The sequence below is a fragment of the Achromobacter sp. RW408 genome, from assembly GCF_003184165.1.
Lineage (GTDB): Bacteria > Pseudomonadota > Gammaproteobacteria > Burkholderiales > Burkholderiaceae_B > Achromobacter > Achromobacter xylosoxidans.
This window is the reverse complement of the sequence record NZ_QHHO01000046.1, coordinates 786,302-799,182: the sequence shown is the minus strand read 5'-3', so window position 1 is coordinate 799,182 and position 12,881 is coordinate 786,302. Positions and strand designations below refer to the sequence as shown.

Here is a 12,881-nt window from a genome sequence, read left to right as displayed (position 1 = left end):
GCCATAGCCATCGTTTGAATGGCTCATGCCAACAATGCCAAGGGGTGGATGATGCGCAGCGCGACACGCGGCTTTGCCGCAATACTGACAGCATGGGCCTTGATGGCCGGCACGCACGCGGCGCGGGCCGCCGATACGCCCAAGCCGGGCGGCACGCTGGTCATCGGCTCGACCCAGGTGCCGCGGCACCTGAACGGCGCGGTGCAGTCGGGCATCGCCACGGCGCTGCCCAGCGCTCAGCTGTTCGCCAGCCCGCTGCGCTACGACGCCGACTGGAAGCCGCAGCCCTATCTGGCGCAGTCCTGGGAACTGGCGCCCGACGCCAGGTCGCTGACCCTGCACCTGCGCCACGACGCGGTGTTTCACGACGGCAAGCCGGTGACGTCGGCAGACGTGGCGTTTTCGGTGATGGCGGTCAAGCAGAACCATCCGTTCCAGAGCATGCTGGCGCCCGTCGAAAGCGTCGATACGCCTGATCCCTACACCGCCGTGCTGCGCATGAGCAAGCCGCATCCGGCGATCCTGCTGGCGCTGTCGCCGGCGCTGATGCCGGTGCTGCCCAAGCACATCTACGGCGACGGCCAGGACCTGAAGAACCATCCGCGCAATTCGGCCAACGTGGTCGGCTCGGGCCCGTTCACGCTCAAGGATTTCAAGCCGGGCCAGGAGATCGTGCTGGAGCGCTTCGACAAGTTCTTCGAAAAGGGCAAGCCCTACCTGGACCGGGTGGTGGTCAAGATCAACCCCGACGCCACCAACCTGCTGATCGGGCTGGAGCGTGGCGACATCGGCGCGCTGCCGTACATGACCGAGCCGACCATCCTGCGCCGCGCCAAGGACAATCCGCAGATCGTCATGACCGATCGCGGCTACGAAGGCATTGGCGCGCTCAGCTGGCTGGCGTTTAACACCACCCGCAAGCCGCTGGACGACGCGCGGGTGCGGCAGGCGATCGCCTACGCCATCGACAAGGGTTTCATCACCAAGGCGCTGAACGCCGGCTTCGCCAAGCCGGCGGACGGGCCCATCGTCGCGTCCAGCCCCTATGCGACCCAGGACCTGAAGAAGTACCCGCTGGACCTGAAGAAAGCCGAACAACTGCTGGACGAGGCCGGCTTCAGGAAGGACGGCAAGGGCGTGCGCATGACCCTGACGGTCGACTACATGCCCGGCAGCGACGTGCAGGGCAAGAACGTCGCCGAATACCTGCGCAGCCAGTTGAAGAAGGTCGGCATCGCGGTGCAGGTGCGCGCCTCGCCCGATTTCCCGACCTGGGCCAAGCGCATCGCCAGCCATGATTTCGACATGACCACCGATATCGTCTTCAACTGGGGCGATCCGGTGATCGGCGTGCACCGCACCTATCTGTCGAGCAATATCCGCGACATCATCTGGACCAACACGCAGTCGTACCGCAATCCCAAGGTCGATGAATTGCTGGCGCAGGCCGGCACCGAGACCGACGAGACCAAACGGCGCGCGCTGTATGCGCAGTTCCAGCAGATCGTCACCGAGGACCTGCCCATCGATTTCCTGACGGTCATTCCGTACCACACGCTGTCGTCCAAGAAGGTGCACGGCCTGCCCGATGGGATCTGGGGCCTGCTGTCGCCGCTGGACGACACGTATCTGCAATAGCGGGAGGGTGCCATGTTGCGCTATCTCGCGCGTCGGACCGGCTATGCCGCGGTGCTGCTGCTGGCCGTGGTGACGCTGAACTTCCTGTTGATCCACATCTCGCCCGGCGATCCGGTCGAGACCATCGCCGGCTCCATGGGCGGCATCAGCGAGGAACTGCGGGCCCAGTTGCGCACCCAGTACGGGTTGGACCGGCCGTTCCTGGTTCAACTGGGGCTGTATCTGTCGCAGGTGGCGCGCGGCGACCTGGGCTATTCCTACTTCTTCAACCTGCCGGTGGCGCAGTTGATCTGGGAGCGGGTGCCGGCCACGCTGCTGCTGGTGCTGACGGCGGTGTCCAGCGCCTTCCTGGCGGGCACCGCGCTGGGCACGCTGGCGGCGCGCAAGCCCAACGGGCCGTTGTCGCAGGGCATCACGCTGCTGTCGATCGTGGGCTATTCCGCGCCGGTGTTCTGGACCGGCATCATCCTGATCATCCTGTTCGCGTCGCTGCTGCCGTGGTTCCCGGTGTCGGACATGCGCTCGGCGGGCGGGCCCGAGGGCGGCTGGGCCGGCGCGCTGGACGTGCTGCACCACCTGGTGCTGCCGGCCTTCACGCTGGCGTTCGTGTACCTGGCGCAGTACAGCCGGCTGGCGCGCGCCAGCGTCATGGACGCGCTGTCGGCCGACTACATCCGCACCGCCCGCGCCAAGGGCCTGCCCGAGCGCACGGTGCTGTACCGGCACGCGCTGCGCAACGGCGTGCTGCCGGTGGTGACCATGCTCGGCCTGCAATTCGGCAACGTGCTGGCCGGCGCCATCCTGGTGGAGACGGTCTTCAACTGGCCGGGCCTGGGCCGGCTGGCGTTCGATTCCGTGCTGCGGCGCGACTATCCGACCCTGCTCGGCATCCTGCTGTTCGCGTCCCTGCTGGTGGTGGTGATGAACCAGCTTACCGACCTGGCCTACCGGCTGATCGATCCCAGGATAAAGACCTCATGAGCCACGTTCCTCCCGCCTTGTCCGGCGCGCCCGCGCCGGCGGCCGCCCGTGCGGCGCGACCATCGTACGAAGCGCTGCGCGCTTTCGCCCGCAATCCGGGCGCGCTGATCGGCTTGCTGTTGCTGGCCGCCATCCTGGCGGTGGTGCTGATCGGCCCCCTGGTGATGCCGGCCGATCCGTTCGAGATCGCCAGCGCGCCCATGGAGCCGCCCGGCGGCGAACTGCTGCTGGGCTCGGACTACCTGGGCCGCGACGTGCTGACCGGCATGATCCATGGCGGCCGCGCCACCTTGCTGGTCGGCGTGGTGGCGGCGGTGCTGTCGATGGCCATCGGCATCACCGTGGGCGCGCTGGCCGGCTACTACGGCGGCTGGGTCGATGAAACGCTGATGCGCATCACCGAGTTCTTCCAGGTGCTGCCGGCGCTGTTGTTCGCGATGGTGCTGGTGACGCTGTTTTCGCCGTCGCTGGGCACCATCGCCGTGGCCATCGGCGTGGTCAGCTGGACCGCCACCGCGCGCCTGGCGCGCGGGGAATTCCTGAGCCTGAAGCGGCGCGAGTACGTGCTGGCCGAAAGAGTGATCGGCTCCAGCAACGCGCGCATCATCTGGCGCGTGATCCTGCCCAACGCGCTGGCGCCGCTGATCGTCTCGGCCACGCTGGCCATCGGCACCGCCATCCTGTTCGAGGCGGGCCTGTCGTTCCTGGGGCTGGGCGATCCCAACGTGATGAGCTGGGGGCTGATGATCGGCAGCAACCGCCCCTACATCCTGACCGCCTGGTGGGCGGTGACCCTGCCGGGCGCGGCCATCTTCCTGACCGTGCTGGCGGTCAGCCTGATCGGCGACGGCCTGAACGATGCCCTCAATCCCAAGCTGGCCAGCAAACGGAGAAGCTGATGAGCGCCTTGCTTGAAGTCCGCGATCTCGGCGTGTCCGCCGCCCACGGCGGCCCGGCGGTGGTGCGGGGCGTGTCCTACACGGTCAACCGCAACGAAATCCTGTGCGTGGTGGGGGAGTCGGGATCGGGCAAGTCGGTCACCGCGCAGGCCATCATGGGCCTGCTGCCGCCGGATCAGTTGCGCGTGACCCAGGGCCGTATCCTGTACGACGGGCGCGACCTGGTCGGCCTGTCGGCGGCCGAATGGCAGGGGCTGCGCGGCCGCAAGTTCGGCATGGTGTTCCAGGAGCCCATGACGGCGCTCAATCCCGTCATGCGCGTGGGCCGGCAGGTGGAGGAGGTGCTGGCCTGGCACACGGACATGGACGCCGACGCGCGCAGGCAGCGGGTGCTGGAGCTGTTCGGTCAGGTGCTGCTGCCCGATCCCCGGGCCATGTACGCGGCCTATCCGTTCCAGTTGTCCGGCGGCCAGCGCCAGCGCGTGGTGATCGCGATGGCGCTGGCGCTGGAGCCGGACGTGTTGATCGCCGATGAGCCCACCACCGCGCTGGACGTCACCACGCAAGCGCAGATCCTGGCGCTGATCAAGGACATCCAGCGGCGCATGGGGATCGGCGTCATTTTCATTACCCATGATTTCGGCGTGGTGGCCGACATTGCCGACCGCATCGTGGTGATGCGCCACGGCGCGGTGGTGGAGGCGGGCGCGGCCGCCGAGATCCTGAACCGGCCGCAACATCCCTACACCCGTCAATTGATCGCGGCGGTGCCGCACAAGCCCGAGGGCAAGGACGAGGCCGCCGCCACGCCGCCGCTGATGACGGTGGCCAAGCTGTGCAAGACCTACGTCACCGGCGGCCGCCGGGTCGAGGCATTGCGGGATATTTCGCTGGAGATCCGCCAGGGCGAAACCCTGGGACTGGTCGGCGAATCGGGCTCGGGCAAGTCCACGCTGGGCAGCGCGCTGATCGGCCTGGTGGCGCCCGATAGCGGCAGCGTGCGCCTGGACGGCCGCGAACTGGTCGGCATGGCGCCAAGGGATTTCCGGCCCTACCGGCGTCAGATCCAGATGGTGTTCCAGGACCCTTACGCTTCGCTCAACCCGCGCCAGCGCGTGGTCGATTCGGTCGCGCAGGGCCCCATCGGCTTTGGCGAGAGCCGCCAGACCGCGCTGCGCGAGGCCCGCGAACTGCTGGCCCTGGTGGGACTGGGTGGCGACGCGGGCGAGCGCTATCCGCACCAGTTTTCGGGCGGGCAGCGCCAGCGGGTCGGCATCGCCCGCGCGCTGGCGCTCAAGCCGCGGCTGCTGGTGGCCGACGAGGCCGTTTCGGCGCTGGATGTGTCGATCCAGGCGCAGGTGCTGGATCTGCTCAAGACCATCAGCGGCCAGTTCGACCTGTCGGTGCTATTCATCACGCACGACCTGCGCGTCGCGGCGCAGATCTGCGACCGCATCGCCGTGATGCGGCACGGGCAACTGGTGGAGCTGGACCGCGCCGCCACGATTTTCTACCACCCGCGACACGAATACACGCGCCGCCTGATCGATTCGGTGCCGGGCAAGGCCTGGGACAAGCCCGACCTTCAGGCGCTGTCGGACATCACGACCAGGAGCAAGCAGCATGCATGACACCCCGCATCCGGCACAGGCGCAAGCCGCCGGCACCACCATTTTTGCCGCCCGCGCCATCCTGACGATGAACCCGGCCCAGCCGCGCGCCACGCACGTGGCGGTGCGCGATGGCCGCATCCTGGGCGTGGGCAGCCGCGAAGACCTGGCCGGCTGGGGACCGGCCGAGCTGGACGAGCGCTACGCCGACCACATCCTGATGCCGGGGCTGGTGGAGGGCCACTGCCATCTGCCGGAAGGCGGCATGTGGCAGTTCGCCTACGTTGGCTACTACGACCGCCGCGGGCCCGACGGCCGTATGTGGCCGGGCCTGCAAAGCTTCGAGGCGGTGGCGGCGCGCCTGCGTGAATTCGCCGCCGGCCTGGCGCCGGGGCAGACGCTGATCGGCTGGGGCTTCGATCCCATCTTCTTCGGCGGCCAGCGCATGAGCGTGCACGACCTGGACGCGGTGTCGGCCGACCGGCCGGTGGTGGTGATGCACGCCAGCATGCACCTCATGAATGTGAACACGCCGATGCTGTCCCGCGCCGGCATCGACCGCGATACGGATATCGAAGGCATCAGCCGTTTCGCCGACGGCCAGCCCAGCGGCGAGCTGTGCGAGTTCGCCGCCATGTTTCCGGTGATGCGGCTGATCGGCAATCCGTTCCGCACCGTGGGCCTGTCGGAAAGCGGCCTGCGCATGTTCGGTAAGGTGGCGCAGTGGGCCGGCGTCACCACCGCCACGGATCTCGTCAACGAGCTGGGCGACGAGGGCCTGGCGACGCTGGCGCGGGTCACGGCCGAGCCCGACTATCCGGTGCGCATCGTGCCGGCGGCGTCCGCGCTGACCTACGCCGGCGACCCGGCCGCCTGCCTGGCGAAGCTGCGCGAGGCGGGCCGGCTCAATCATGGCAAGCTGCGCCTGGGCATGGTCAAGCTGGTGGTGGACGGCTCCATCCAGGGCTTCACCGCCAGGGTGCGCTGGCCGGGCTATTACAACGGGGCGCCCAACGGCATCTGGGTCATCGCGCCGGGCGAGCTGGACGCCATGGTGCAGGCCTATCACGACGCGGGCGCGCAGCTGCATATCCACACCAATGGCGACGAGGCCACCGAACTGGCCATCGACGCCATCGACCGCGCGCTGCGCCGCAGCCCGCGACGCGATCACCGCCACACCCTGCAGCATTGCCAGATGGCGGACGCGGCGCAGTTCCGCCGCATGGCCAGCCTGGGCATGTGCGTGAACCTGTTCGCCAACCACATCTTCTACTGGGGCGACGCCCATTACGCGCTGACCATGGGACCGGATCGCGCCAACCGCATGGATGCCTGCGCCTCGGCCGCGCGCGCGGGCGTGCCGTTCGCCATCCACTCGGATGCGCCCATCACGCCGCTGGGGCCGCTGTTCACCGCCTGGTGCGCGGTCAACCGCCAGACCGCCTCCGGCCGCGTGCTGGGCGAGTCCGAGCGCATCAGCGTCGAAGCAGCGTTGCATGCCATCACCCTGGGGGCCGCCTACACGCTCCACATGGACCATCTGGTCGGCTCGATCGAGGTCGGCAAGCACGCCGATTTCTGCGTGCTGCGCGACGATCCGCTGGACGTGCCGCCGTCACGGCTCAAGGACATCGAGGTGCTGGGCACCGTCATCGGCGGCCGACCGCTGGCGCCCCAAGCAGCCTGACATGGCGCGCATTCCGCTGACCGTGGTGGGCGGCTTCCTGGGCGCGGGCAAGACCACCTTGCTGAACCACGTGCTGGCGCACGGCGCCCGCCGCGCCGCGGTGCTGGTCAACGATTTCGGACCGGTCGATATCGACGCCGGCCTGCTGGCCGAGCGCGCCGACAACGTGATCCGGCTGGCCAACGGTTGCGTCTGTTGTTCGATGGCGGGCGGCCTGGACGACGCGCTGGCGCGGGTGCTGGCGCTGGATCCGGCGCCCGGGTGGATCGTGATCGAGGCCAGCGGCGTGTCCGACCCGGGGCGCATCGCGCAGGTGGGGCTGTCGGATCCGCTGCTGCAACTGGAGGCGGTGGTGGTGCTGGTGGACGCCGGCGCCATCCGCGAGACGCTTGCCGATCCGCTGCTGGCCGACACGGCGCAACGCCAATTGCGCGCCGCCGACCTGCTGGTGCTGAACAAGACGGACCTGTTGTCCGCCGCCGCGTTGCCGGCGCTGCGCGACTGGCTGCGGACGCAGGCCGGCGGGGCGCCGGTCGTAACGACGCGCGAGGCGCGGGTGGACCTGGGCGCATTGCTTGGCGCGGACGATCGCGGCCATGAAAACTGCGCGGCGCATTGCTGCGATCCGGCGCACCGCCACGCGGCGGCCGGACCGGCGCACGCCATGGACGCCGACGAGCCGCAACATCCGTTCCAGAGCTGGCTCTGGCCCGCGCCCGCCATGCTGCATGCCGACCGCCTGGCCGATGCGCTGCGGCAGTTGCCGCGCCATTGGCTGCGGGCCAAGGGCTGGGTGCGCACCGAACGCCATGGCTGGGTGCTGGTGCAGCTGGCCGGACGCCGGGTGCGCTTCGATACGCGGGCGGCGCGCCCCGCCGGGGCGCGGTCGCCATCGCTGGTCTTCATCGGCATGCGCGGCATGGCGCAAGGCGGTGAATTGCGCGCGCGGCTGGCGCCCGCCGCCACGTCAGGCGCTACGTGAGGCGTCGTGAAAGCAGGCGCCGCGCCGGCGGGGCCGTTCTGGTGCAAGCGATTTGCCGCGTCTGGTTCTAGACCCTGCCCAGCCCCCCGCGTACCTTGGGCATGGAGCCTGGGCGCACGTCGCGCCCGGCGATCGAGGAGGGTAGGCAATGCAAAAGACCGTCACCGTGGACATGCTGGCCGAGTTCGCGGCCGCCTGGAACCGCCACGATATCGACGCCCTGATGTCTTTCATGAGCGAGGACTGCGTCTTCGAAACGGTGGGCGGCCCCGAGCGCTGGGGCGCCCGGCACAGCGGCCGCGAGGCGGTCCGCGCCGCCTTCGAGGCGGCCTGGAAGAACTTCCCGGATGCGCAGTGGAACAACGGCCGCCACTGGGTGGCGGGCGAGCGCGGCGTGTCGGAAAGCACCTTTACCGGCACGGCCGCGGACGGCTCGCGAGTCGAGGCCGACATGGTCGACGTCTTCACGTTCCAGGACGGCAAGATCCGCGTCAAGAACGCCTTCCGCAAGCAACGCCCGGCCTTGCCGGCCCGCGCCTGAGCCGACGCCGCCACCGGATACCGCCCCATGGATGCCGCTATGTCTTCCGATCCGTCGAATACCGCCGGTACCCTCATCGACCCCGCCGGCATGCCGGCCGCGCCGGCGGCCGCCAGCCCGGCCGTCAGCGCCTACGACCCGCTCTACGATCCGCTGGTGTCGGCGCCGGGACGCGGGCAGGAGTACGCGCCGACCTACTGGGTCGCCACGGCCGGGCCGCCGCCCGTGGACGACGGCCCGATCCAGGGCGACATCGAGGCCGACGTGGTCATCGTCGGCTCGGGGTTCACGGGCCTGTCGGCGGCGTTGGCGCTGGCGCGCGACTACGGCGTGCGCGCGGTGGTGCTGGAGGCCAACCGCGCCGTATGGGGCTGCACCAGCCGCAATGGCGGACAAGGGCAGAACGCGTCGGGACGCCTGTACCGCTCGCAATGGATCGAACGTTGGGGGCTGGACACCGCGCGGCGCCTGGATGCCGAGATCCACGAAGGCTTCGATTACTGGAAGAGCCTGGTGGCGCAGATCGACTGCGACGCGCAGCCAGGCGGCCATCTGTACACCGCGCATCGCGAGAAGAAGATGGCCTTCCTGCGCAACGAAGCGCGGGTCATGCGCGAGCTGTTCGGGTACGACACGCGCATGCTGACCAAGGAGGAACTGCGCGAGCGCTACGTCGATGATCACGAGGCGGTCGGCGCCCTGCACGAGCCGGACGGCATCGGCGTGCATCCCCTGAAGCTCGCCTACGGCTACATGCGCCAGGCCCGGGCGCTGGGCGCGCGCCTGCATCCGGGCAGCCCGGTGCTGGGCTGGACCGAGGAGGGCGGCGGCTACCGCCTGCAAACGCCCGGCGGCACGGTGCGCGCCAAGCGGGTTGGCTTTGCCACCGGCGGTTATACCGCGCAGGGTGTGAATCGGTTGCTGGACAACCGCATCATGCCGATCCTGTCCAATTCCATGGTGACGCGCGTGTTGACGCCGGACGAACGCGCCCGCGCCGGCATCAAGAGCACGGTATTCATCACCGACACGCGCACCTTGAGGTTCTACTACCGGCTGCTGCCGGATGGCCGCATGCAGATCGGCAGCCGCAGCGCCTTGCGCGGCGCCGACGCGCAGCACCCGCGCCACCTGGCGCTGTTGCGCGAAGGCCTGGCGCGCAAGTTCCCGTCGCTGCGCGGCATCGAGCTGGACTATGCGTGGACGGGCTGGGTCGACGTCAGCCACGACATGATGCCGCGCATCACCCAGCCGGACCCGGCGCGGCAGGTGTACTACGCCTTCGGCTATGGCGGCAATGGCGTGTCGTTCTCGGCCCATGCCGGCCGCCGCCTGGCGCAGCGCATGATGGGCCAGGACGGCCTGTCGTGGAACCTGCCGATCTACGACTCGCCGCTGCCCGGCCATCTGTTCGCGCCGTTCCGCCGGCTGGGGCAGGCGCTGCTGTATCGCTGGTACTACCTGCGCGACGAAGTGCTGTAGCGGTGGCGGCGAAGGGCCGGCGCGCGGGCTCCGCGCCGCCGGCGAGCCCGTCGCCAGGGGCGATCACGCCTGCGCGGATACCTGCTTCTTCCACAGCTCCCAGGGACGGTTCATGACGCCCGCCATCATGTCGTCGGCCATGGCGGCTTCCTCGTCCGACAGATATGTGATCTCGCCGTTCAGGCCGATGGCTTTCTGCTGGAGCGCGGCGTTCATCTCCGTGTAGATGGCGCGGTAGACTGCCACCGGAATGTCGCCGCCGACCGCGACGAAACCATGTCCGCGCATCAGCGAGACCTTGCTCTGCCCCAGCGTTTGCGCCAGTTCGCGGCCATGGTCGCGGTTCCTGACGAGCATGTCGGTGTGGCCGAAGCAGCAACGGATGTCGAACACCGGCGCGCCGGCGCCAAGGAATCCGGCCATGTGGTAGATCGGGCGCAGCCGCACATTCGATCCGGCATAGGGGATGACCGACGGCGAATGGCTGTGGACGATCGCCTGCACGTCGGGGCGCGCGCGGTAGATCTCGCCGTGGATGTAGCGTTCCAGATAGGGCTTGCGCGCGTCCGCGTTGGCGGGTTCGGAGGATTCGTCGAATTCCATGATGTCCTGCGCGGTCACCAGTTCCGGCGCGAGCGAGCGCGATAGCAGGAAGTGCGCGGGATTGCCCGGGTGGCGGACGCTGACATGGCCGAAGCCGTCGAGAACGCCGAAACGCGCCAGGATGCGGTTGGCGGTGACCAGGTCGTCGATGACCTGTTGGTGCTGGATGGGGGTGCTCACGAGATTCTTCCCTTGTGTTGTGTGATGGCTACTGCTGGTCCAGCGAGATGCCCGATTTGCTGGCCAGCGCGCTGTACAGGCCGAGATCGCCGTCAAGCTGCCGCGCCATCGCGGCCGGGCCGGTCTGGACCACCTCGTAGTAGCGGTCGCGGAATTCCTGTTGCACCGCGGGATTCTTCATCGTCTCGGCAACGGCCTGCTCGAACTTCGCTTTCACGTCCGCCGGCAGATCGCGCGGGCCGAGGATGCCGAACCAGACGGAGATGTCGAGGTCGCCGAAAGGCGCGGTCTCGGCGATGGCGGGCACGTTCGGCAGGAACGAGACCCGCTGCCTGGACGCCACCGCGATCATCCGCAGCTTGCCGGCGTCCGCGTGCGGCGCCAGGTTGGGAATGGTGCTGAACAGCACCGGCACCTGGTTGCCCAGCCCGTCGTTGATGGCGGGCGCGCAACCCTTGTAGGGCACGTGGACGATGTCCAGCTTCGCCATCTGCTTGACCGATTCGCCCACGAAATGCTGGGGCGTGCCGTTGCCGCAGGACGAATAGCTCAGCTTGTCCTTGTTCTGCTGGATGTAGGCGACCAGTTCCGGCACCGTCCTGGCGGGAATGGCCGGGTTCACGCCCAGCGCGACGGGCGCCGAGACCAGCAGCGAAATCGGCGCCAGGCTCTTCTTCACGTCCGGCGTGCCGCGCATCTGCAGGGCGGCGTTGATCGTCAGGGTGCTGTTGGTCAACAGGAAGGTATAGCCGTCAGGCGCCGCGCGCGCCACCTGCTGCGCGCCGATGTTGCCCGAGGCGCCCGGCTTGTTGTCGACGATGACGGATTGGCCGCCCAGCTGCTGCGGCAATTTCGCCGCCACCAGGCGGGCCACGACGTCCGCGCCGCCGCCCGCGGCGAAGGGGACGACCAGCGTGATGGGTTTGGCGGGATAGGGGGCCTGGGCCCAGGCAGGGGAAAAGCCCAGGGCGAGTGCGATGGCGGCGCCCAGCCGCAAGCGCCTCGCCATGCATGGCTTGGTCATCTTGATGTCTCCGTATGGTTTTTTTATGTGGAGCCATTATCTGGACCCGGCCATGCGAGTTCCAATGAAAAAATATTATTTTCCATACGATGTCTCGTATGGCCGCGCCGGAGGCATTGGCCACGGCATGATGCCGCGCATCACGCAGTCCGACCCGGCGCGACCGCGCTCAGAACTGATAGCGCACGCCGACCTGGCCGCTGTAATCGTGCTTGAGCTTTCCGGCGAAGCTGCTTTCGACCTGGCTGTACAGCCGCCAGTTGGAAGACAGCCTGGCGTTGAGCGACAGGTTGACCAGATAGCGGCTGTCGTCGCTCATCGGCGTGCTCAACATGTCCCCGGACACGCTGTTGTTGAGGATATCGACACTGCCGCCGCGCCGCAGGTTCTGCAGCCGGAACAGCCCCACGGACAGGGCCAAGCCGTGTTGTTCATCCGACTGCTGGCTCAAGCCGGCGGCGGCGCCGATCTTGGCATAGACCGGCGTGCTGGCGTTGACCCGGACATCGATGCTGTTTTTATCGCCGTGCAAGGTGTAGGCGCTGGTGTGGCCTGTGGCTACTTCGATCGACGGTTCGATGAATGCGCGGCCATCGAACAGATTTTGCCGCCATCCCGCCTGCACGCTGGCCAGCAGCGACGTGGATCGCACACCCTGCGCGTCGATGTTCAGGTTGGCGGGCAGATGGTAGGTCTGGTTGGTTCTCAAGTACTTGGCGATCACGTCGATGAAGGGGCCGTCCTCATGGATCCAAGCATAGTAGAGGCCGACGCCGCCCGTGGTGTGCTTTTCCGAAAGACTGCCTTCCCCCTGCGCGGAGCCTCGGGTATGGCTTCCCATGATGCCGTACAGCTGCCTGCCAAGCTTGCGGTCAAGACCGAACTGCAGCGTGGTGTGCTTCAGGCGTAGTTGGTCGTAGTCCGCCTGACCGTGGTCGGTCTTGAACCATACCCCGGCGTCCTCGTTCAACTGGCGCACGTCTCCGAGCCGCTTGTTGAGCTGGTTGGTTTCGAGCACGAAGGCCACGCGCGGCAGGCTGGCGAGCGCGCTGGTGCGGACGATCTGGTTCCGCACCGCGGCAATGTGGTTGACGGTGTCGTCGTCCGCGGCGATCCCGGACTGCGCCAGCCGGTCGATGATTCCCTTGCGCGACTGCAGGGCGTCCAGGTCGGACAGTCTCAATGAGAATGGCGTGAATGGCGAAAGGCCGTCAGCGCCGTGCCCAGGAGCACCGGTGTCCGGTGGCGCGG

11 protein-coding genes are annotated in these 12,881 nt (G+C 68.3%); 8 read left to right on the top strand and 3 right to left on the bottom strand.

Going from position 1 to position 12,881, the window contains the following annotated elements; genetic code table 11:
- Positions 1-18 precede the first annotated feature (18 nt).
- From DK459_RS13810 to DK459_RS13775, 8 genes are all read left to right on the top strand, one after another.
- Positions 19-1,638, top strand: coding sequence for an ABC transporter substrate-binding protein (locus DK459_RS13810; RefSeq protein WP_006387230.1), 1,620 nt, complete (start codon positions 19-21; stop codon positions 1,636-1,638).
- A 12-nt stretch (positions 1,639-1,650) separates the two neighbouring features.
- Positions 1,651-2,619, top strand: a complete 969-nt coding sequence (locus tag DK459_RS13805) for an ABC transporter permease (protein ID WP_006387228.1) — start codon at positions 1,651-1,653, stop codon at positions 2,617-2,619.
- Positions 2,616-3,518: an ABC transporter permease gene (locus tag DK459_RS13800; protein ID WP_006387226.1), complete on the top strand. Its 903-nt coding sequence runs from the start codon at positions 2,616-2,618 to the stop codon at positions 3,516-3,518. The genes DK459_RS13805 and DK459_RS13800 overlap by 4 nt, the downstream gene beginning before the upstream one ends.
- Entirely contained in the window at positions 3,518-5,149 is a 1,632-nt protein-coding gene (locus DK459_RS13795; protein WP_006387224.1) for an ABC transporter ATP-binding protein, read from the top strand. The genes DK459_RS13800 and DK459_RS13795 overlap by 1 nt, the downstream gene beginning before the upstream one ends.
- Positions 5,142-6,818, top strand: a complete 1,677-nt coding sequence (locus DK459_RS13790; RefSeq protein WP_070542586.1) for an amidohydrolase — start codon at positions 5,142-5,144, stop codon at positions 6,816-6,818. The genes DK459_RS13795 and DK459_RS13790 overlap by 8 nt, the downstream gene beginning before the upstream one ends.
- A gap of 1 nt (position 6,819) precedes the next feature.
- Complete coding sequence (locus tag DK459_RS13785) at positions 6,820-7,800, top strand: GTP-binding protein (protein WP_070542583.1); 981 nt, start codon at positions 6,820-6,822, stop codon at positions 7,798-7,800.
- Between the two features lie 148 nt (positions 7,801-7,948).
- A complete protein-coding gene (locus DK459_RS13780) occupies positions 7,949-8,341 on the top strand; it encodes a nuclear transport factor 2 family protein (protein WP_024069017.1) in 393 nt (130 codons plus the stop codon).
- A 90-nt stretch (positions 8,342-8,431) separates the two neighbouring features.
- The gene (locus DK459_RS13775; protein WP_070542595.1) at positions 8,432-9,823 is read left to right on the top strand and encodes an FAD-binding oxidoreductase; all 1,392 of its coding nucleotides are present in this window, start codon (positions 8,432-8,434) and stop codon (positions 9,821-9,823) included.
- Positions 9,824-9,886: 63 nt separating this feature from the next.
- On the opposite strand, the gene DK459_RS13770 is transcribed toward DK459_RS13775, so the two are convergent.
- The 3 genes from DK459_RS13770 to DK459_RS13760 form a co-directional block, all read right to left on the bottom strand.
- On the bottom strand, positions 9,887-10,606 hold the full coding sequence (locus DK459_RS13770) for a class II aldolase/adducin family protein (protein WP_020927901.1): 720 nt from the start codon (positions 10,604-10,606) through the stop codon (positions 9,887-9,889).
- A 28-nt stretch (positions 10,607-10,634) separates the two neighbouring features.
- Positions 10,635-11,630, bottom strand: coding sequence for a tripartite tricarboxylate transporter substrate binding protein (locus DK459_RS13765; RefSeq protein WP_006387218.1), 996 nt, complete (start codon positions 11,628-11,630; stop codon positions 10,635-10,637).
- A gap of 169 nt (positions 11,631-11,799) precedes the next feature.
- Positions 11,800-12,881 (bottom strand): autotransporter outer membrane beta-barrel domain-containing protein (locus DK459_RS13760; RefSeq protein ID WP_146221900.1); only part of this gene is annotated, 1,082 nt, incomplete at its 5' end.